This window comes from Winogradskyella sediminis, from assembly GCF_003387355.1.
Lineage (GTDB): Bacteria > Bacteroidota > Bacteroidia > Flavobacteriales > Flavobacteriaceae > Winogradskyella > Winogradskyella sediminis.
Map to the genome: position 1 here is coordinate 816,997 of NZ_QUNH01000001.1, position 21,332 is coordinate 838,328.

General features: G+C 33.8%; 17 protein-coding genes and 1 tRNA gene. 16 read left to right on the forward strand and 2 right to left on the reverse strand.

Going from position 1 to position 21,332, the window contains the following annotated elements:
- Positions 1 to 24: 24 nt before the first annotated feature.
- From C8N41_RS03500 to C8N41_RS03540, 9 genes are all read left to right on the forward strand, one after another.
- Complete coding sequence (locus C8N41_RS03500; protein WP_115838239.1) at positions 25 to 564, forward strand: YceD family protein; 540 nt, start codon at positions 25 to 27, stop codon at positions 562 to 564.
- Positions 565 to 572: 8 nt separating this feature from the next.
- Entirely contained in the window at positions 573 to 776 is a 204-nt protein-coding gene (rpmF, locus tag C8N41_RS03505) for a 50S ribosomal protein L32 (protein WP_092445730.1), read from the forward strand.
- Positions 777 to 954: 178 nt separating this feature from the next.
- Entirely contained in the window at positions 955 to 1,950 is a 996-nt protein-coding gene (locus C8N41_RS03510; protein ID WP_115838240.1) for a beta-ketoacyl-ACP synthase III, read from the forward strand.
- A gap of 31 nt (positions 1,951 to 1,981) precedes the next feature.
- Positions 1,982 to 2,458, forward strand: coding sequence for an acetyl-CoA carboxylase biotin carboxyl carrier protein (gene accB / locus C8N41_RS03515; protein WP_115838241.1), 477 nt, complete (start codon positions 1,982 to 1,984; stop codon positions 2,456 to 2,458).
- Between the two features lie 75 nt (positions 2,459 to 2,533).
- Entirely contained in the window at positions 2,534 to 3,886 is a 1,353-nt protein-coding gene (gene accC / locus C8N41_RS03520; RefSeq protein ID WP_092445725.1) for an acetyl-CoA carboxylase biotin carboxylase subunit, read from the forward strand.
- Positions 3,887 to 4,018: 132 nt separating this feature from the next.
- On the forward strand, positions 4,019 to 6,700 hold the full coding sequence (locus C8N41_RS03525; protein ID WP_115838242.1) for a zinc-dependent metalloprotease: 2,682 nt from the start codon (positions 4,019 to 4,021) through the stop codon (positions 6,698 to 6,700).
- 52 nt (positions 6,701 to 6,752) lie between these two features.
- The gene (locus C8N41_RS03530) at positions 6,753 to 7,868 is read left to right on the forward strand and encodes an NAD(P)/FAD-dependent oxidoreductase (RefSeq protein ID WP_115838243.1); all 1,116 of its coding nucleotides are present in this window, start codon (positions 6,753 to 6,755) and stop codon (positions 7,866 to 7,868) included.
- Between the two features lie 3 nt (positions 7,869 to 7,871).
- Entirely contained in the window at positions 7,872 to 8,555 is a 684-nt protein-coding gene (gene mtgA / locus C8N41_RS03535; protein ID WP_115838244.1) for a monofunctional biosynthetic peptidoglycan transglycosylase, read from the forward strand.
- On the forward strand, positions 8,552 to 9,001 hold the full coding sequence (locus tag C8N41_RS03540) for a GreA/GreB family elongation factor (RefSeq protein ID WP_092445716.1): 450 nt from the start codon (positions 8,552 to 8,554) through the stop codon (positions 8,999 to 9,001). Before mtgA ends, C8N41_RS03540 begins: the two co-directional genes overlap by 4 nt.
- A gap of 62 nt (positions 9,002 to 9,063) precedes the next feature.
- On the opposite strand, the gene C8N41_RS03545 is transcribed toward C8N41_RS03540, so the two are convergent.
- Complete coding sequence (locus tag C8N41_RS03545; RefSeq protein WP_092445714.1) at positions 9,064 to 9,672, reverse strand: superoxide dismutase; 609 nt, start codon at positions 9,670 to 9,672, stop codon at positions 9,064 to 9,066.
- Between the two features lie 114 nt (positions 9,673 to 9,786).
- Here C8N41_RS03545 and C8N41_RS03550 point away from each other — a divergent pair, with 114 nt between their 5' ends.
- The 5 genes from C8N41_RS03550 (at position 9,787) to C8N41_RS03570 (ending at position 19,362) form a co-directional block, all read left to right on the forward strand.
- A complete protein-coding gene (locus tag C8N41_RS03550) occupies positions 9,787 to 12,918 on the forward strand; it encodes a UvrD-helicase domain-containing protein (protein WP_115838245.1) in 3,132 nt (1,043 codons plus the stop codon).
- A gap of 43 nt (positions 12,919 to 12,961) precedes the next feature.
- Positions 12,962 to 14,155: a glycine C-acetyltransferase gene (gene kbl / locus C8N41_RS03555; RefSeq protein ID WP_115838246.1), complete on the forward strand. Its 1,194-nt coding sequence runs from the start codon at positions 12,962 to 12,964 to the stop codon at positions 14,153 to 14,155.
- 134 nt (positions 14,156 to 14,289) lie between these two features.
- The gene (locus C8N41_RS03560) at positions 14,290 to 15,687 is read left to right on the forward strand and encodes an OmpA family protein (RefSeq protein WP_115838247.1); all 1,398 of its coding nucleotides are present in this window, start codon (positions 14,290 to 14,292) and stop codon (positions 15,685 to 15,687) included.
- Between the two features lie 61 nt (positions 15,688 to 15,748).
- Positions 15,749 to 18,508, forward strand: coding sequence for a PD-(D/E)XK nuclease family protein (locus C8N41_RS03565; protein ID WP_115838248.1), 2,760 nt, complete (start codon positions 15,749 to 15,751; stop codon positions 18,506 to 18,508).
- Positions 18,508 to 19,362, forward strand: a complete 855-nt coding sequence (locus C8N41_RS03570) for an alpha/beta hydrolase family protein (protein ID WP_115838249.1) — start codon at positions 18,508 to 18,510, stop codon at positions 19,360 to 19,362. Before C8N41_RS03565 ends, C8N41_RS03570 begins: the two co-directional genes overlap by 1 nt.
- An 11-nt stretch (positions 19,363 to 19,373) precedes the next feature.
- Here the strand turns inward: C8N41_RS03570 and C8N41_RS03575 are convergent.
- Positions 19,374 to 19,447, reverse strand: a tRNA-Ala gene (locus tag C8N41_RS03575).
- Between the two features lie 41 nt (positions 19,448 to 19,488).
- Here C8N41_RS03575 and C8N41_RS03580 point away from each other — a divergent pair.
- Entirely contained in the window at positions 19,489 to 19,989 is a 501-nt protein-coding gene (locus C8N41_RS03580) for a GNAT family N-acetyltransferase (protein WP_092445702.1), read from the forward strand.
- Positions 19,986 to 21,320, forward strand: a complete 1,335-nt coding sequence (locus C8N41_RS03585; protein WP_092447754.1) for an MATE family efflux transporter — start codon at positions 19,986 to 19,988, stop codon at positions 21,318 to 21,320. The genes C8N41_RS03580 and C8N41_RS03585 overlap by 4 nt, the downstream gene beginning before the upstream one ends.
- The last annotated feature ends 12 nt before the right edge of the window (positions 21,321 to 21,332 follow it).

Consider the following 21,332-nt stretch of genomic DNA (forward strand, 5'->3'; position numbering starts at 1 on the left):
TGCACGCTCAAATTGAATGTGATAATGAAGGCATTAAAATCTTATACTATCCCTTTTGTAGGATTAAAGGTGGGAATGCATCATTTTGATTTTCAAATTGATAATGAGTTCTTTGAGCATTTTGAATATGATGAATTTAATGCAGTTGACGTTAAAATTGACCTAGAATTCGAAAAAAAATCAACACTTTTAGAGTTGTTTTTTTCGGCTAAAGGTTCAGTAAATGTAAATTGTGATATTACTAATGAACCTTATGATCAAGCGATTAACGACGATTTTAAATTAGTTGTAAAGTTTGGTAATGAGTATAATGATGATAACGAAGATATCTTAATTATACCACATGGCGAATATGAAATTAATGTCGCTCAATATATATATGAGCTCATTATTTTAGCGGTTCCTATTAAAAGGATTCATCCAGGTATAGAAGATGGTACATTACAGTCTGATATACTTTCAAAATTAGAAGAACTAAGTCCAAGTGAGGACCGTAAAGAAAAATCATCTGAGGATATAGACCCTCGTTGGAATAATTTAAAAAAACTATTAACGGATAAATAACATTTAAAATGGCACATCCAAAGCGTAAAATATCGAAAACAAGAAGAGATAAAAGAAGAACACATTACAAAGCTTCTGTACCTCAAATAGCAACTTGCCCAACTACTGGTGAGCCACACTTATACCATAGAGCACACTGGTTCGAAGGTAAATTATATTACAGAGGTCAAGTGCTTATTGACAACTCAGTTGAAGAAGAAAACGTAGCATAAGTATTATGCACGCATACAAGAAAACGCTCCTATGTGAGCGTTTTTTTTGTTATTATTTTTTGAATACAGCAAAAACCACTTACTTTGCGTTACTATTTGCCAAAAAACGGGGAAAATTGATTTAAACATTACTTTTTTTATCAATTTTTCATACTTTTAATTAATCTAAAAGCTAATAATGAGTAAAATCACAGCGGCAATTACAGCTGTCGGAGGCTATGTTCCTGAATATGTTTTAACGAACAAAATCCTCGAAACCATGGTCGAAACTAACGACGAGTGGATCACCTCAAGAACAGGGATAAAAGAACGTAGAATTCTTAAAGAAGATGGAAAAGGAACTTCGTATTTAGCCATTAAAGCGGCCGAAGACCTTATTCAGAAAAAAGGATTAGACCCAAAAGAAATTGACTTGGTTATTGTCTGTACCGCATCTCCCGATATGAAAGCGGCTTCAACAGCAGCTTACACAGCAACAGAAATCGGAGCGGTAAATGCATTTTCATACGATTTAGAAGCAGCTTGTTCTAGTTTTCTTTTTGGTATGTCTACGGCATCTGCTTATATCGAATCTGGTCGTTACAAAAAAATCCTTTTAATAGGAGCCGATAAAAATTCATCATTTATAAACTATAAAGACAGAGCAACATGTATTATCTTCGGTGATGGTGCAGGTGCTGTACTTTTTGAACCTAACGAGGAAGGTTTAGGTCTTCAAGATGAATTGCTTCGCAGTAATGGAGAAGGGAGAGAGTTCTTACAAGCAACCTATGGAGGTTCTTCTTACCCTATAAATAAAGATACCTTTGAGGAAGGGAAACACTATGTTTTCCAAGACGGAAAAACCGTGTTTAAAAATGCCGTATTTAATATGGCAGATGTCGCAGAAAAGATTATGAAAAGAAATGATCTTGTAAACGATGACATAGCATGGTTAGCAGCACACCAAGCTAATAAACGTATTATTGATGCGACAGCTAATAGAATAAAATTAGAAGACGATAAAGTAATGATGAACATACAGAGGTATGGGAATACCACTTCTGCAACGTTGCCATTATTATTGTTTGATTACGAATCACAACTTAAAAAAGGTGATAAAATAATATTTGCCGCCTTCGGTGGCGGATTTACTTGGGGCTCTATTTATTTTAAATGGGCTTATAACTCCTAATTAAAACTAACTAATCAAAATATCTAAAATTATGGATATCAAAGAAATTCAAAACTTAATAAAATTTGTTGCCAAGTCTGGGGCAAACGAGGTTAAGTTAGAGATGGACGATGTTAAAATCACTATTAGAACAGGTTCAGAAAACGAGACTACAATTGTACAGCAAGTGCCAATGCAAGCAGCACCAGTTATGCAACAACAAGTGCCAGCACAACCTGCTGCCGCACCAGTTAAAGAAACAGCAGCTCCTGCAACAGAAGATTCAAAATATATAACGATTAAATCTCCTATCATTGGAACATTTTACCGCAAACCTTCACCAGACAAACCTGTATTTGTAGAGGTAGGTACTGATATTAAAGAAGGTGATGTGCTTTGTGTAATTGAAGCCATGAAATTATTTAATGAAATTGAATCAGAGATTTCTGGTAAAATTGTAAAAGTATTGGTAGATGATGCATCTCCAGTAGAATTCGATCAGCCATTATTTTTGGTAGATCCATCATAACCAAATTTAAAATTCCAAAACATAAATCCCAACCCGTTGGAATTTGGAATTTGAAATTTTAAATACTTAAAAGTTATGTTTAAAAAAATATTAATTGCCAATAGAGGGGAAATAGCACTTCGTGTTATTAGAACTTGTAAAGAAATGGGCATTAAAACTGTTGCGGTGTATTCTACCGCAGATGCAGAAAGTCTTCACGTTAAGTTTGCTGACGAAGCCGTTTGTATTGGACCCGCTCCTAGTAGCGAATCATATCTTAAAATAGCTAATATCATAGCTGCTGCTGAGATAACTAACGCAGACGCCATACATCCCGGTTACGGGTTTTTATCTGAAAATGCAAAGTTTTCAAAAATATGTGAAGAGCATGGAATAAAATTCATCGGAGCATCTGAAGAGATGATTAACCGAATGGGAGATAAGGCTAATGCCAAAGCGACAATGAAAGCTGCAGGTGTGCCTTGTGTACCAGGTAGCGATGGTATTATAGAAACGTTTGAAGATTGTGTAAAAGTCGCTAAAGAAACCGGTTATCCTGTAATGTTAAAAGCATCTGCAGGTGGTGGAGGTAAAGGTATGCGTGCCGTATGGAAGCCAGAAGATTTACAAAATGCATGGGAGTCTGCTCGTTCAGAATCCAAAGCTGCATTTGGTAATGATGATATGTATATGGAAAAGCTTATTGAAGAGCCTCGACATATCGAAATACAAATTGTTGGAGATTCTAGAGGAAAGGCTTGTCACTTATCAGAACGTGATTGTTCTATCCAAAGACGTCATCAAAAGTTAACAGAAGAAGTGCCTTCTCCATTTATGACTGATAAGTTGAGGAATAAAATGGGTAAAGCTGCTGTTAAAGCTGCTGAGTATATTAAATATGAAGGAGCAGGTACAGTAGAGTTTTTGGTAGATAAGCATAGAGATTTCTACTTTATGGAAATGAATACGCGTATCCAAGTAGAACACCCAATAACGGAACAAGTTATTGATTTCGATTTAATACGTGAGCAAATATTAGTAGCTGCAGGAGTACCTATTTCTGGTAAAAACTATACACCAAACCTACATTCAATAGAGTGTAGAATTAATGCTGAAGATCCGTTTAATGATTTTAGACCTTCACCAGGTAGAATTACAACACTTCATGCACCAGGTGGTCATGGAGTTCGTTTAGATACCCATGTGTATGCTGGTTATAGTATTCCTCCAAATTACGACTCTATGATTGCTAAGTTAATTACAACTGCTCAAACAAGAGAAGAGGCAATTAACAAAATGAAGCGTGCATTAGATGAATTTGTGATTGAAGGTATTAAAACCACCATTCCATTTCATAGACAGCTAATGGATCATCCAGAGTACTTAGCAGGAAATTATACTACTAAGTTCATGGAAGACTTTAAGTTAGATAAACAAATTGAAGAATAAATAAAAACCCAAACATTATGTTTGGGTTTTTTTAGTTTTAAAGGTTGTTAAATTGTACAGCGTTTTTAGGGCTTAAGACGTTTTTTAATTTAATTAGTGTAACTTTATAAGCTACAAATTAAATAAAAAATTATGCTTAAGAATTACATTTTAAAAATAAGCACAGTTGCTATTGTGCTTATTTCAATGTCTGCTCAAAGTCAAAACTCTACCGAATTATGGGCGCCAATTAGTGCAACAAAGGCTAATCAATCAGAACAAGTTTTAAGAAAAATTGAGCTCAAGACCGAACGATTTTATCAGTTAAATATTGAAGAATTAAAAAGTGCCTTGGTTAATGTTGGAGATAGAGAAAACCCAGGTAATACCATTGTAACTTTTCCTAATGCAGAAGGTCAACTTAATAAATTTAGAGTTTTTGAAGCTTCAGTTATGGAGCCCGAGCTTCAAGCCCAGTTTCCAAATATGAGATCATATGCTGGTCAAGGTATTGATAATCCTACTGAGATAGTTAGATTTAGTATCACTCCTAAAGGTTTTCATGCTATGTTTTTAGGGACGTCTAACGGTACTCAATTTATTGATCCATACTCTAAAACAGCTAATATTTATACCGTTTATGCGAAAAAGAATTTAGAGCCATTAGATTTTACTATGGAGTGTGGATTTGAAGATACCATAGGTAAATCTAATAATGATAATATACAGGCAAAAAATGCTAATGACGGTACGTTAAGAAACTATCGTATTGCTATAGCATGTACAGGTGAATACACTGCGTTCCATGGGGGAACTACAACGGGTGCATTAGCAGCAATTGTCGTAACCATTACTAGAGTTAATAGTGTCTATGAAAGAGACCTTTCTATCACAATGACTTTAGTAAACAATAATAGTAGTATAATTTTTACCGATGCGGATACGGATCCTTTTAATAATAACAATGCGAATATCTTAATCAATCAAAGTCAAACTCAAATTACAAATATCATTGGTGCTTCTAATTTTGATATTGGGCATACTTTTAGTACTGGTGGTGGTGGTTTAGCAAGTCAAGGAGTGTGCTATAGTAACCTTAAAGCTAGTGGAATTACAGGTTCTGGTCAGCCTGTGGGAGATGCCTTTGATATTGATTATGTGGCCCATGAAATAGGACATCAGTTTGGTGCACCACATACCTTTAATGGTACTGTTGGTAACTGTTCAGGAGGTAACCGATCTGCAGCAAATGCTTACGAGCCTGGGAGTGGCTCTACAATTATGGCATATGCCGGAATTTGTGGCTCGGATAATATTCAAATAGGAAGTGATGCATATTTTCACCAAAATAGTATTAATAAAATTTGGTCTCACGTTACTAATGCAGGTGCTTGTCCAGTAGATAGAACTTCTACAGGCAATACTGAGCCAGTAGCAAATGCAGGAGCTAATTATACTATTCCTCAAGGAACTCCTTATAAATTAGATGGGAGTGGCTCATCTGATGCAGATGGAATGTCTACACTAACATATACTTGGGAACAATATGATTTAGGTACAGCAGGACTGCCGACTGAAACTTCAGTAACAGGACCATTAGTTAGGTCTTTTGAAGGTACTGAAAACCCAGTAAGATATGTGCCTAGACTTTCGGATGTTTTAATAAATGGAGGCACATCTACGACATGGGAAAAATTGGCAACAGTAAATAGAAATTTAAATTTTGTACTAACTGTAAGAGATAATGATGCACGTGGTGGACAAACTGATGCCGACCAAATGGTAGCTACAGTAACTACTGCGGCAGGTCCTTTTACTGTGACGTCACAAAATACAGCAGGAGTGTCTTGGGATATCGGTTCTACTCAAACCGTGACTTGGGATGTTGCTGGCACAACAGGAAATGGTGTTAATGAGTCTAATGTCAATATTTTGTTATCTACAGATGGAGGTGTTACTTTTGATACCGTATTGGCTTCAAATGTGCCTAATGATGGATCACATAGTATAGTTGTGCCTAATCTTTCTTCTATTAATTGTAGAATCATGGTAGAAGCAGCAAATGGAATATTTTTTAATGTTAATAGTAATAATTTCTTTATAGGCGCTAGTGTTGATTGCAACACTTATAGTGATAACAATGTTAATACAGCAATTGCAGATGGTACAGGTACAACCACACCTATAAATGGAACTCCTTTGATAAGAACAATAAATGTACCTGATAACTTTACTATTGAATCTCTTAAGTTTAACTTAGATATAGAACATACTTATGTCGGTGACTTATTAGTAAGATTAATACATCCTAATGGGACTACGGAAGTAAATGTATGGTCTGGTAATTGTACTAGTAATGATAATATACTTATTGATTTTGAAGATAACTCGCCAGACATCGATTGTTCATTAACTGGTGCTGGTAATACCTATGCTCCGGCAGAGCCTTTATCTGCCTTTACAGGTCTTAATTCTCAAGGTGATTGGACTATTTTAATTGCAGATTTTTTTCAAGGTGATACGGGTGAATTAAAAAATTGGTCGCTAGAATTCTGTGTAGAATCTTTAAGCATAGTAGAAAATGAATTAGACCAATTAAGTATTTATCCTAATCCAAATAATGGAGAATTCAATATTGAGTTTAATTCCAAATCAGGTGAAGCTATTTCTGTTGCTGTATATGATATTAGAGGACGATCAATTTATGCAAAAAACTATGATAGTGTTGGTCGATTTAACGAAGCAATTCAACTTAATAATGCACAATCAGGCGTCTATTTGTTAACGATTATTGATGGTACACAAAAAGTCACTAAGAAAATAATAGTAGATTAAAAATTTATTTTATTACTTTAAAAGCTCCTAATTAAGGAGCTTTTTTTATGTTATGAATTTATCATATTGGGAAATAAAAAATTGGCTTTCTCACATCGATTATGTGATTGTTGGAAGCGGTATTGTAGGGCTTAATTGTGCCTTACGGCTAAAACAGCGATTTCCTAAATCTAAGATTCTTGTGCTTGAAAAAGGAATGCTACCACAAGGCGCAAGTACTAAAAATGCAGGCTTTGCATGTTTTGGTAGTATAAGTGAAATTATCGACGACTTAAAACACCACTCGGAAATTGAGGTATTAGATTTAATTAAGAAGCGAATTAATGGACTTCAATTACTGCGTGAAACACTTGGAGATAAAGCTATAGGTTATCAAAATCTTGGTGGTTATGAGTTGTTTTTAGATTCTGATGATGCCTTGTATGATTCATGTATAGATAGGCAAGACGACATCAATCAGTTTTTACAGCCACTATTTAATACTAAGGTGTTTTCCTTTAAAGTAAACAATCTCGGCTTTAAAAAGATAAAATCTAAACACTGCTTTAACCCTTACGAAGGACAGATAGATACGGGAAAAATGATGGATGCTTTATTACAAAAAGTACAATCTTTAGGTGTAAAAATATTAAATAATATTACTGTCAAAGCCTTTTCTGAAACTTTAAATTCGGTAAAAATTGAAACAGATCATTTCGATCTTACAACCAAAAAACTATGTATTGCTACTAACGGTTTTGCAAAGCAACTCAATATATCAAAAGTGAAGCCAGCAAGAGCTCAGGTCTTAATAACAAAGCCAATAGATAATTTGCATATTAAAGGAACGTTTCACTTAGATGAAGGGTATTATTACTTTAGAAATATCGATAATAGAGTTTTGTTAGGAGGTGGACGGAATCTCGATTTTAAAACTGAAGAAACTACTGTATTTGGAGAAACAGAAATTGTTCAAAATAAACTCAAAAACCTTTTAAAAACTACAATTTTGCCAAATACTAATTTTGAAATAGATCATCGATGGTCTGGAATTATGGGTGTTGGTAAACAGAAAAAAGCTATTGTAAATCGGGTTTCGGATAATGTGTTTTGTGGCGTACGTTTGGGAGGCATGGGTATTGCAATCGGTAGTTCTATAGGGAAACAATTAGCAGAATTATTAGATTAAAGGATGAAGTGGTTTTTTCGATTTGTAATGAAATTATGTTTTTGGAGTTTACTAATCTCTATTGGGTTAGTGCTACTTTTTAAGTATGTTCCTGTACCTGTAACTCCACTTATGGTGATAAGGTATTTTGAAAATACTGAAAAATCAAATTCGTGGGAGCATAATTGGGTTCCTATCGAAAATATATCGAAAAATATGCAACTTGCTGTTATTTGTAGTGAAGATCAAAAGTTTGTAACCCATAATGGTTTTGATATAGAAGCTATTGAAAAAGCTTATAAATATAATAAGGAAGGCAAGCGTATTAGAGGCGGAAGTACTATTAGTCAACAAACTGCAAAAAATGTGTTTTTATGGCCAGAGCGCAGTTGGTTACGAAAAGGGTTAGAAGTTTATTTTACATTTTTAATAGAAACCCTTTGGAGTAAAGAACGGATTCTTGAAGTGTATTTAAATAGTATTGAAATGGGACCAGGAATTTATGGTGCAGAAGCCGCCTCTCAATATTGGTTTAAAAAGTCTTGCGCTAATTTAACAGCACTTGAAGCTGCTGCAATAGTTTCAGTTTTACCCAATCCAAGAAAATATCGCGCAAATCCTGCAACGACATATATTCATAATCGAAAAACATGGATAGTAAAGCAAATGAGATACTACGGTAAATTAGACTTAAATAAGAAAAAATGACTGTAAAAGAAGCCTTATATCAGTCTTGTTCCGCATTTTTAGAAAACCGCTTGATAACGGTAAGAAATACCATTTTGGATATTCAGACATCATTACAATCCGAAACTAAAAGCAGTGCGGGAGATAAGCATGAAACAGGTAGAGCTATGTTACAATTAGAACGTGAAAAAGCAGGTTGTCAATTGGCAGAAATAGAAAAGCAACAACATGTTCTTCAGAAAATTGATATCGGAACAAAATCTAGTAAAGTAGGTCTTGGTAGTGTCGTTAAAACCACACAATTTAATTATTTTATTGCCGTTAGTGCTGGTGAATTTACAATCAATAACACGTCTTATTTTGCGATTTCTTCTGCTACACCAATAGCACAACTATTGTTGTCTAAACAAATTGGAGATGAGGTTGTATTCAGAACTCAAAAATTTAAAATCATTGAAATTATATAATAAAAAATCTGAACCCTTAGTGGATTCAGATTTTCTTCATCTATAAATAACGTTGTTATTTATTATTTTGCTTCAGCATAACGTCGCTCAACTTCGTTCCAATTAATAACGTTAAAGAACGCTTCTATATAGTCTGGTCTTCTGTTTTGGTAGTTTAAGTAATAGGCATGTTCCCAAACATCTAATCCTAAAATTGGCGTACCTTCACATGTTACACCTGGCATTAATGGATTATCTTGATTTGGAGTAGAGCATACTTCAACTTTACCACCTTCGTGAACGCACAACCAAGCCCAACCAGAACCAAATTGCGTTGCAGCAGCTTTAGAAAATTCATCTTTAAAAGCTTCAAACGAACCAAATTCAGCTTCAATGGCATCTTTTAAATCTCCAGACAAACGACCTCTTCCTTCAGGATTCATAACATCCCAAAATAATGAGTGATTGTAAAACCCACCACCATTATTTCTCACGGCTTTATTATCCATATCTAAGTTGATTAGAATATTCTCAATCGTTTTTCCTTCTAAATCGGTTCCTTCAATAGCTGCATTTAATTTATTAGTGTAGCCTTGGTGATGTTTAGTATGATGAATCTCCATAGTACGAGCATCAATATTTGGTTCTAAAGCATCATAAGCATATTTTAATTTCGGTAATTCGAAAGCCATAATAGTATTGTTTTAGTTAATTTAAAAATTGTCTTAACCCAAATTTACAATATTGTGGGTGATTTTCTCTTAATAAATTATTAAGATTCCCTATTTTGGTATAAAAATTATCTTTTGCAAAACTCAGCTTTCAAAATATACAACGCTTCTGCCGGTAGTGGAAAAACATTTACACTGGCTAAAGCTTATCTGAAAATATTAATTCAATCTAAAAGCTTAGATCAATTTAAGTCTATTTTGGCAATTACATTTACTAATAAAGCTGTAGGTGAAATGAAAGAGCGGATTATAAATATGCTTACATCGTTTTCTGCAGACCAAAGCTTAGTGAAGCCACATCCTATGTTTATTGCTATTTGTGACGAATTACAAATAGCACCAGAGTCGCTTCATGAGAAGTCTAAGCACATTTTAAAACATATTATACACAATTACGGTGCATTTGATATTTCTACTATAGATGGTTTTACACATCGTGTAATTAGAACTTTTGCTCACGATTTAAAATTACCGCTAAATTTTGAAGTAGAATTAGACCAAGAACGACTTTTAAATGAAGCTGTGGATAGTTTAATTGCCAAGGCCGGAAGTGATAAAATCTTAACAAAAGTCCTAGTGGATTTTGCAATAGAAAAAGCTGATGATGACAAAAGCTGGGACATTAGTTATGATTTTAACAAGATCTCCAAATTGCTAGTGAATGAAAATGATGTTTTTGCTATTGGGACTTTAAAAGAAAAAACACTTGATGATTTTAGAGTTTTAAAACAACAGCTATCTCAAGAGATTGTTAAACTCGAAGAGAAAATTGTGAGTACCGCCCAGACGGCTTTAACTTTAATAGCAGAATCGGGATTAGAGTTTAATGATTTTAATAGGAGCTCTCTACCAAAACATTTTGAGAAATTGAGTACAGGTCAATTCTCTGTAGGTTTTGATGCAGCTTGGCAAAACGATTTAATAGAAGGTAAAACATTGTACCCAAAGCGTGTGGATGATAGTGTCGCTTCGACTATAGAAAATATTCAATCTCAATTGGCCTCGTGTTTTGAGGAATCTAAAGCAGCAATATTTGCTATTAAATTAAAAAAAGGGTTGTATAGAAATGTAACTCCATTATCCGTTTTAAACGCTATTAAAAATGAGTTAGAGGTCCTAAAAGCGGATCAGAATAAAATGTTGATTTCAGAATTTAATACCATAATTAGTAATGAAATTAAAAATCAGCCTACACCCTTTATCTATGAGCGTTTGGGAGAAAAGTTTAAACACTATTTTATAGACGAATTTCAGGATACTTCTAACATGCAATGGGAAAATTTAGTGCCTTTATTAGAGAATGCTCTTTCGACGGCTAATGGTTCTGCTATGTTGGTAGGAGATGCAAAACAAGCTATTTACCGTTGGAGAGGAGGAGAAGCAGAACAGTTTATAAAGCTGTATAATAAGATAGATAATCCTTTTCAGCTGGGAGCTGAAGTTTTGGCTTTAGATACCAATTACAGAAGTGCTAAAGCGGTTATTGATTTTAATAACTCATTTTTTAAGTTTTTAAGTACTACAGCCTTTAGTGAAACGGCGTATGCAAATCTCTATGAGATGGCAAAGCAAAAAACACATAGTGAGTCAGAGGGTTATGTAAATCTTAATTTTTTAGATCCTCAGAAAGATGATGATGTGCATGAAATGTATGCGAATAGAGTGCTTCAAACCATACAAGAATGTCAGGCCAATGGCTTTCCTTTAGATGATATCTGTGTGTTAGTTAGAAAACGAAAAGAAGGTGTTACTATTGCTAATTATCTCAATGAACATGGTATTAAAATAACCTCTTCCGAGACCTTGCTTTTAAAAAATTCGGATAAGGTTATTTTTATCAATTCGTTCTTAAAGTTACTTATTCAGCCCAATAATGACACGCTAAAAGTTGAAGTGTTATCCTATCTAGCAGAACAACTTCAAACGGAAGATAAACATCTGTTTTATATTACATATCTGAAAAATAATTTAGATGAAATGTTTTCAGAATTAAAAAAACTAGACATCTTCATCGATAAAAATCAATGCCTCCAACTACCACTATATGAGTTGGTAGAGCATATAGTGAGGTTGTTTAATCTTAATGAAACGTCTGATGCCTATTTACAATTTTATTTAGATGTCGTTTTAGAATTTACGCAAAAACAGAATGCGGATGTTGCGGCATTTGTAAATTATTTTGAAAAGAAAGCAGATAATTTAAGCGTAGTGACACCTGAAAACATGAATGCTGTTCAGATTATGACGATTCATAAATCTAAAGGACTAGAGTTTCCTGTAGTTATATTTCCATATGCAGATCTTAATATTTACAGAGAATTAGAGCCTAAAGTTTGGTTTCCTGTTAAAGCGGAAGAATATAACGCTTTTGGGACTTTGCTACTTAATTATAATAAAGATGTAGCACACTTTGGAGAAACAGGATCACTACTTTACAATACACACCAGTCGCAATTAGAGTTAGATAATATTAACTTGCTTTACGTGGTATTAACTAGAGCGGTAGAGCAGTTGTATATTATTTCAAAAAAGGATATAAGCTCTAAAGGTATTGTAAATAATAATACATATGCCGGTATGTTTATTAACTTCTTACAGCAACAAAATAAATGGGTTGAAGGCGAATTGAATTATAGTTTTGGAATATTAAAAGCAAACCAAAACCGAGTGGAAAAGGACATAACGACTAAACCATTAAAATTAATTTCTGTTCCTAAAGAAGCTCATAACTTAAATATTGTTACCAAATCTGGTTTGCTTTGGGATACACAGCAAGAAGTAGCTATTGAAAGGGGTAATCTAGTACATTTGGTATTATCTAAAGTTAAAACTAGTGATGATATAGAATTTGCATTTAATGATTTGCTGATTTCAGGAGATATAACTGAATCGGCTTTGTATACACTTAAATCTTTAGTTGAGGACGTTGTAGAGCATCCAAAATTAAAACCGTATTATGCTAATGGTTTTAAGGTTTATAATGAACGCGATATTATTACCAATTCTGGGCAGCTTTTAAGACCAGATAGACTTAATATCAACTCTAAGAATGAAGTCGTTATAATCGATTACAAAACAGGCGATGTGGCAGCGTCTCATAGAACTCAATTGAAGGCTTATGAAGCTGTATTAAATAATATGAATTTGAAAGTAATAGGTAAATTACTCGTTTATATAAATGATACAATCGAAGTTCTTGAAGTCTAATTTTTCATAGTATCTTTGTTTAACTTTTTAAAAACAAAGTCGTATGTACGGAGATATAAAAACACATTTACAACAAGAAATAGAATCTATAAAAGAGGCTGGTCTTTTTAAAGAAGAGCGCATTATTACATCACCACAAGGTGCTGAAATAACTCTAAATACAGGACAAAAAGTTCTAAATTTTTGTGCTAATAATTACTTAGGTTTATCATCACACCCAGAGGTTGTGCAAGCAGCCAAAGACACAATGGATACGCATGGTTTTGGTATGTCTTCAGTACGTTTTATCTGTGGAACACAAGATATTCATAAAGAATTAGAACAGAAAATTGCAGATTTCTATGGTACTGAAGATACCATATTATATGCCGCAGCATTTGATGCTAATGGAGGGGTTTTTGAACCTTTACTTACCAAAGAAGATGCTATTATTTCAGATTCACTAAATCATGCATCAATTATTGATGGAGTGAGACTATGTAAAGCGGCAAGATATCGTTATCAAAATAATGATATGGCGGATTTAGAAACACAATTAATTGAGGCTAATGCTAAGGGTGCGCGTTTTAAAATTATCGTAACCGATGGAGTGTTTTCTATGGATGGTTTAGTAGCGCCATTAGATAAAATTTGTGATTTAGCGGATAAGTATGATGCTATGGTTATGATTGATGAGTGCCATGCCACTGGGTTTATTGGTGAAACAGGAATAGGTACTCTTGAAGAGAAAGGAGTATTAGGTAGAATAGATATTATTACAGGAACTTTAGGGAAAGCTTTAGGAGGAGCCATGGGAGGCTATACCACGGCGAAAAAAGAAATTGTAGAGTTGTTACGTCAACGTTCTAGACCCTATTTGTTCTCAAACTCTTTAGCACCTGCTATTGTGGGTGCCTCTATTAAAGTGTTTGATATGCTTAAAAACGATACCACACTGCGAGATAAAGTAGCATGGAATACGCAATATTTTAAACAAGGTATGAAGGATGCTGGCTTTGATATTGTGGATGGTGATTCTGCTATAGTCCCTGTGATGCTTTATGACGCTAAACTGTCTCAAAACATGGCTAATAGGTTGCTACATGAAGGTGTTTACGTGATTGGATTCTTTTTTCCAGTAGTTCCAAGGGATAAAGCTCGAATTAGAGTGCAACTCTCTGCGGCTCACGATAAAAGCCAACTCGACAAAGCTATTGCAGCATTTACTAAAGTTGGAAAGGAACTAAATGTTATCTGAAATGGACATAAAATTAACTCAAACGCTCTATTTTAGGGCATTTTTGCAATATTTTTATATATTTGTCTTTGTTTATACAGTATAACAACTTATTTTTGCCAACAATTAACACTTAAAATTAAATTAATTAGAATATGAAAAATCTTAGCAGATTATTTTTTGTCGCAGTGCTTATCGCAAGCTTTAGCACATCTAATGCACAAGACAAGAACAATCCATGGGCCATTACTTTTGGAGCCAACGCAGTTGACTTTTACCCAGTAGGAGAAGACACACCTCAAGGAGAATATTTTGACGAGTATTTCAATGTATCTGATCATTGGAACATACTTCCTTCAATTTCAACACTATCTGTATCAAGGTATTTGAGTGATGGTTTTACATTTACTGCAAAAGGGTCTATCAACAGAATAGATAAATTTGGTTCTAACTTTGATCCAATTACTGGAGAAGAATCAACTAATAATGTTGATGATTTAACATATTACGGTTTAGACGGTAGAGTTTCTTATAGCTTTATGGATATCATTAATTCTAAAACAATTGACCCTTATTTAGGTGTTGGTGGTGGTTACACTTGGGTTGATGACATCGGAGCTGGAACTGTAAACGGAACTTTAGGATTTAAAGTTTGGTTTTCTGAAAAATTAGGTTTAGATGTTCAATCTACTTATAAGCACGCTTTTGAAGATTATTTACCAACTCATTTCCAACATTCAGTAGGTCTTACTTTTAAGTTTGGTGGTACTGATACTGATGGTGATGGTGTTTATGACCAAGACGATGCTTGTCCAGAAGAAGCTGGATTAGAGATCTTCAATGGTTGTCCTGATTCTGATAACGATGGTATTCAAGATTCTAAAGATGATTGTCCTAATACTGCTGGTTTAGCTGAGTTTAACGGTTGTCCTGATTCTGATGGTGACGGTGTAATGGATAAAGATGATAAATGTCCAGACGTTGCTGGTTTAAAAACTTTAGCTGGTTGTCCAGATGCTGATGGTGATGGTGTTTCTGATGCTGATGATAACTGTCCTAACGAAGCAGGTCCTGCTGCAAATAGTGGATGTCCTTGGCCAGATACTGACGGTGACGGTGTGTTAGACAAAGATGATAAATGTCCTAACGAAGCTGGTACAGTAGCAAACAACGGTTGTCCTGAAGTTAAGCCAACTGAAGAAGTAATGGATACTTTAAATGAGTACTCTAGATCTATCTTATTTAACTCTGGTAAAGCAACTTTCCAAAAGCAAACTGACCAAGTATTACAGTCAATGGTAGCGATCTTTAAAGAATATCCACAAGCTAACTTCTCTTTAGAAGGTCACACAGATTCTGATGGATCTAAATCAATGAACCAGGCTTTATCTGAAAGAAGAGCGAATGCAGTTAGAGATTACTTAATCGCTAATGGTATTAGTTCAGAGAGATTAACAGCTGCTGGTTTCGGAGAGTCTAATCCTATCGCTAGCAACAGAACAAGTGCTGGTAAAAAAGAAAACAGACGTGTAGAGGTGAAGTTGAAAAACTAATCACATCTAAAATATATAAAAAAAACGCTCCGATATTCGGGGCGTTTTTTATTTTTATAAAATGATAAGTTTTATAAAATCTGTACTTATAGATCTTCAGAAAAAAGGCTTAAACCTAGAAGATCTCTATTTTATTTTACCCAGTAAACGCGCTGGTGTTTTTCTTAAACATCACCTTTCTACACTAATAGATCATCCAATATTTGCTCCTCACATACTGAGTAGTGAAGAATTTGTTGAAGAACTTTCTGGTTTACAAAACCTACCTAATACAGATTTAATATTTAGACTGTACGAGACGTATATTTCATTAACAAGTAAAGAAGACCAAGAGTCTTTTGAATCTTTTTCTACTTGGGCACAAATACTACTGCAAGACTTTAATGAAATAGATCGTTACCTTATACCACAAGATCATATTTTCGATTACCTAAAAGCTATAAAAGAGCTTAATCATTGGTCTTTGGAGCCAGAGCAAACAGATCTTATTAAAAACCATTTAAAGTTCTGGAAACACCTTAAAAGCTACTATACGGCCTTTACTGAAAATTTGTTAACGTCTAAACAAGGCTATCAAGGTTTAATTTATAGAGAAGCCGTGGATAATTTAGAATCTTACATGGAAAACAGTAAAGCTATGACACATGTTTTCCTCGGTTTTAATGCTTTAAACACTGCAGAATCTCAGATTATTCAAGGCTTGTTAAAAAATGATTTAGCACATATCTATTGGGATATAGATAAAGCTTTTATTGATGATAATGTACATGATGCTGGTTGGTTTACAAGACAACACAGATCAAAATGGAATTATTTTAAATCACAATCTTTTAATTGGGTAACTCAGCACTATACGGAGCCCAAGCAGATAGAGGCTATCGGAATTCCTAAGTTAGTTGGACAAGCAAAATATATTGGGCAACTTTTAGATGAACTAACAGAAAAAGATTCCAATGTCTCTAACATTGCCGTGGTTTTAGGAGAAGAGCATTTATTACTACCAGTTTTAAATTCAATCCCTAATCACATCACAAAGTTGAATGTTACCATGGGTTTACCTTTGCAATTTGTTCCATTAGCTTCTTTTTTTGAAGAATTATTAAGTATCCATAAAACGAATCCGAAACAGTTTTACTATAAGGATGTTATCTCAATTTTATCTCACCCATCTATTTACCCGCTGTTTGATGCTGAAACCAGTAATGTTTCAGAAGATATTGTAGCATATATTCAAAAAAACAATATTGTGTACATGACAGTAGGTGAGCTAAATCAGCTTACAACGTCGCATTCAAAACTTATAGATTTACTCTTCAGTTCCTGGAATGATAATCCTAGAAAAGCTTTAGAACATTGTTCGGAACTTATTTTGAAAATGAAATGGAATTTTGAAGATGATAAACAAAACCACAGTTTAGAGTTAGAATATTTATATCGTTTTAATACGTTATTTAACCAACTTTCTCAATTAGAATCAACTTATAAATATTTAAAATCCATTGTAGCATTACAATCAATTTACAGAGAATTATTAAGTTCTGAAACTTTAGATTTTAAAGGAGAACCTTTAGAAGGTCTTCAAATTATGGGAATGTTAGAATCGCGTGTTCTAGATTTTGAAACCGTTATTATTAGTTCTGTCAATGAAGGGATTTTGCCCTCGGGAAAAACCAATAATTCTTTTATTCCGTTCGATGTAAAAATTGAAAATCATCTACCGACATTCAAGGAGAAGGATGCTGTTTATACCTACCACTTTTATAGACTTTTACAACGTGCAAAAAACGTGTATATCTTGTATAATACAGAAATTGATGCTCTAAAAGGTGGTGAGAAAAGTCGTTTTTTAACACAGTTAGAAGTCGAAGGTATTCATGATATTAAAAGTAGAATTATATCACCCGATGTTCCAATTATAGAACAAAAGTTAACTGAAATAATTAAAACACCTTCGGTTATTGAGCAAATAAAAGAATTGTCTGGTAAAGGGTATTCGCCATCGTCCTTAACCAATTACATTAGAAACCCAATAGATTTTTATTACGATAAAATATTAGGTATTAAAGAATTCGATGAGGTTGAAGAAAACATCGCCGCGAATACGTTAGGATCCGTGATTCATAATTCGCTTGAAGATTTTTACAAACCATTAGAGGGTTCCATATTAACTGTAGATCACCTTAAGGATTTCAAAAAATGTACTAAAGCTATGGTGACTAAGCACTTTGAAAACTTATACAATAAAGGAGGATTCTCACAAGGAAAAAATCTTATCATTTTTGAAATTGCCCAACGTTATATTTTAAATTTTTTAAACTTAGAAATAGAAAGCCTTAATCAAGGTCGTGAAATAAAAATTTTATCTATAGAATCAGATGAAAGTATAGACATTGCCATAGACGGATTAGATTTTCCGATTAAACTAAAAGGTAAAGTTGATAGAGTTGATATGTTTGATGGTGTGGTACGTGTTATTGATTATAAGTCTGGCAAAGTCGAACAGAATAAGGTTGAAATAGTCGATTGGGAAGATATCACTACGGACTACATTAAGTACAGTAAGCCATTTCAGATTTTATGTTACGCTTATATGATGCGACAAAATAACCGTATAAAATTACCGATAGAAGCCGGAATTATTTCATTTAAAAATCTAAATGAAGGCTTTCTGAAATTTGGTAAAAAGCCTTCATCGCACTCCAGAAAGAAAGATCACTTAATAACAGATGAAACTTTAGATAATTTTGAAATAGAACTCAAGAAACTCATTTCTGAAATTTGTAATTCTAAGCTTAATTTTATTGAAAAAGAACTTGACTGATGACAATTGAGAAAAACATAATATTAGAAAGAGAGACTAAAAAACCAATACTTATTGATGCCTTCTATTCCAAAAATCTAACCAACCAGTCAATAGTTATATTTTGTCATGGCTATAAAGGTTTTAAAGATTGGGGAGCTTGGAACATCATGGCAGAAATGTTTGCACAATTGGGCTGCTGCTTTATAAAATTTAACTTTTCACACAACGGAGGCACAATGGAAAACCCAATTGATTTTCCAGACTTAGAAGCTTTCGGAAATAACAATTACTCCAAAGAATTAGAAGATCTGGACGCTGTTATAACTTGGTCTCAAAATCGTTTTGCATCTAATAAAACTATAAACATTAATAACATAAGTGTGATAGGCCACAGTCGTGGTGGAGGTATTGCCATACTTAAATCTTCAATAGATACAAGAATAGCACAACTTATAACATTAGCCAGTGTAAGTAATTTTGAAAATAGATTTGGTACTGAAGAAGCTATTAAAACTTGGAAAGAAGAAGGCGTTAAATATGTTGTAAATGGAAGAACCAAACAACAAATGCCTCATTATTATCAATTTTTTGAAGATTTTAAAGCTAATGAAAATAGCCTTAACATAGAAGCTGCTATAAAACAGATTGAAATTCCTATTTTAATTCTTCATGGTGATAAAGATTCTTCGGTAAATATTAGTGAAGCTAAAGCTTTGCATCAATGGCAGCCAAATAGCCAACTCACCATTGTCGAAAATGCTGATCATGTATTTAACACCAAGCACCCTTGGGATAAAAAAGATCTGACTAACGAATTAAAATTGGTGGTAGAAATTATACTAAAGTTTATAACTGAGAAAAGCGTGCACTAAACACGCTTTTGTGGAGAAGATCGGGCTCGAACCGACGACCTTTTGACTGCCAGTCAAACGCTCTAGCCAACTGAGCTACATCCCCAAATTATAATTACATTTACGATTGTAAAAGTAAACAATATAATGATTCGTTTAGCAGAAGAAAAAGATATTACATTTATTTTAGAAATTACAAAAGCCTGTGCAACATCGATGATAGATAAAGGTATTTTTCAATGGAATGCGCACTATCCAAATGCTGAGGCTTTTAAAAACGATATAAAACGAAATGAACTTTATGTCTTAGAAAAAGAGTCTAATATCGTTGGATGCATTGTTGTTTCCACCTTTATGGATTCCGAATATAAACCTATAAAATGGTTAACCCTTAACGAAAACAATATTTATATTCATCGGTTAGCGGTTCATCCAAAATATCAAGGCAAAGGTTATGCCCAGCAGCTTATGGACTTTGCGGAACATTTTTCAATAGACAATAACTATAGTTCTATTCGATTAGATACCTTTTCAAAAAACAAAAGAAACCAAAAGTTTTACGAACTTCGCGGTTATAAACGATTAGGAGATATTTACTTTCCAAAGCAAAGTGATTTTCCTTTTCATTGTTACGAATTAGTATTGTGAGTACTTCTATAACCTTAAAACAAATTAACAAATTAGCGATTCCGGCATTAATTGCAGGTGTGTCTGAGCCTATTTTGTCTTTAACAGATGCGGCCATTATTGGAAATATGGAAGCCAATGCCACAACATCTTTAGCCGCTGTAGGTATTGTAACCACATTTTTATCCATGTTAATTTGGGTTTTAGGACAAACACGAAGCGCTATCTCTTCTATAATATCTCAATATTTGGGTGCTGGAAATATAGAAGCTGTAAAAAATCTTCCTGGTCAAGCTATTTTTGTTATTACCACCTTAAGCCTCTTAATTATCGCAGTGACATATCCGCTAGCGTCACATATTTTTAAGCTTTATAATGCCGATGGTGCCATTTTAAATTATAGCGTAGATTATTACCGCATTCGTGTCTTTGGCTTTCCATTTACCTTATTCACTATTGCTGTTTTTGGAACGTTTAGAGGACTTCAAAACACGTATTTTCCCATGCTTATAGCTATTTCTGGAGCTTCAGCAAATATTATTTTTGATGTTATCTTAGTTTATGGCATAGAAGGTTTTATTCCAGCTATGCACATTGAAGGAGCAGCTTATGCCAGCGTTTTTGCACAACTTATTATGGCCTTACTTTCTGCGTATTATTTATTAAAAAAAACCGACATTCCGTTGATTGTAAAATTTCCTTTCAATCCTGAAATGAAACGTTTTACGTTAATGATTCTTAATTTATTTGTAAGAACCATTGCTCTGAATATTGCGCTGTATTTCGGTACTAGTTTTGCCACAAAATACGGAGGTAGTTATATTGCAGCATATACCATTGCTATTAACTTGTGGTTTTTAGGAGCCTTCTTAATTGATGGTTATGCCAGTGCTGGTAATATTTTATCGGGAAAATTACTGGGTGCAAAAGATTATAAAAGCCTAATTGCTCTTAGTAATAAATTAATTAAGTACGGTATTATCGTTGGACTTATAATTGGAACCATCGGAGCCGTTATCTATTATCCTTTGGGGCGACTTTTTAGTAATGACCAAGCGGTATTATCTAAGTTTTATGAGATCTTTTGGATAATATTAGCCATGCAACCGCTATGCGCCTTAGCTTTTATTTTTGACGGAGTTTTTAAAGGTTTAGGAGAAATGAAATATCTAAGAAACGTATTATTATTCTCAACTTTAGTCGTTTTTATTCCTATCATATTTTTAACCGATCAGTTGGACTATAAATTGTATGGCATTTTTATTGCCTTTACTTTTTGGATGGTAGCACGTGGTTTGCCTCTAATTATAAAATTTAGAAAAACATTTATTCCTCTAGCGCAAAACACTTAAATTTGATTCGTA

What these genes read in the sequence shown, in the direction of transcription:
- C8N41_RS03565 (WP_115838248.1), top strand. Translation starts at nt 15,749, where the DNA reads ATGATAAGTTTTATAAAATCTGTACTTATAGATCTTCAGAAAAAAGGC.
- accC (WP_092445725.1), top strand. Translation starts at nt 2,534, where the DNA reads ATGTTTAAAAAAATATTAATTGCCAATAGAGGGGAAATAGCACTTCGT.
- rpmF (WP_092445730.1), top strand. Translation starts at nt 573, where the DNA reads ATGGCACATCCAAAGCGTAAAATATCGAAAACAAGAAGAGATAAAAGA.
- C8N41_RS03580 (WP_092445702.1), top strand. Translation starts at nt 19,489, where the DNA reads ATGATTCGTTTAGCAGAAGAAAAAGATATTACATTTATTTTAGAAATT.
- C8N41_RS03525 (WP_115838242.1), top strand. Translation starts at nt 4,019, where the DNA reads ATGCTTAAGAATTACATTTTAAAAATAAGCACAGTTGCTATTGTGCTT.
- mtgA (WP_115838244.1), top strand. Translation starts at nt 7,872, where the DNA reads ATGAAGTGGTTTTTTCGATTTGTAATGAAATTATGTTTTTGGAGTTTA.
- C8N41_RS03570 (WP_115838249.1), top strand. Translation starts at nt 18,508, where the DNA reads ATGACAATTGAGAAAAACATAATATTAGAAAGAGAGACTAAAAAACCA.
- kbl (WP_115838246.1), top strand. Translation starts at nt 12,962, where the DNA reads ATGTACGGAGATATAAAAACACATTTACAACAAGAAATAGAATCTATA.
- C8N41_RS03510 (WP_115838240.1), top strand. Translation starts at nt 955, where the DNA reads ATGAGTAAAATCACAGCGGCAATTACAGCTGTCGGAGGCTATGTTCCT.
- C8N41_RS03560 (WP_115838247.1), top strand. Translation starts at nt 14,290, where the DNA reads ATGAAAAATCTTAGCAGATTATTTTTTGTCGCAGTGCTTATCGCAAGC.
- C8N41_RS03530 (WP_115838243.1), top strand. Translation starts at nt 6,753, where the DNA reads ATGAATTTATCATATTGGGAAATAAAAAATTGGCTTTCTCACATCGAT.
- C8N41_RS03545 (WP_092445714.1), bottom strand. Translation starts at nt 9,672, where the DNA reads ATGGCTTTCGAATTACCGAAATTAAAATATGCTTATGATGCTTTAGAA.
- C8N41_RS03500 (WP_115838239.1), top strand. Translation starts at nt 25, where the DNA reads ATGAAGGCATTAAAATCTTATACTATCCCTTTTGTAGGATTAAAGGTG.
- accB (WP_115838241.1), top strand. Translation starts at nt 1,982, where the DNA reads ATGGATATCAAAGAAATTCAAAACTTAATAAAATTTGTTGCCAAGTCT.
- C8N41_RS03540 (WP_092445716.1), top strand. Translation starts at nt 8,552, where the DNA reads ATGACTGTAAAAGAAGCCTTATATCAGTCTTGTTCCGCATTTTTAGAA.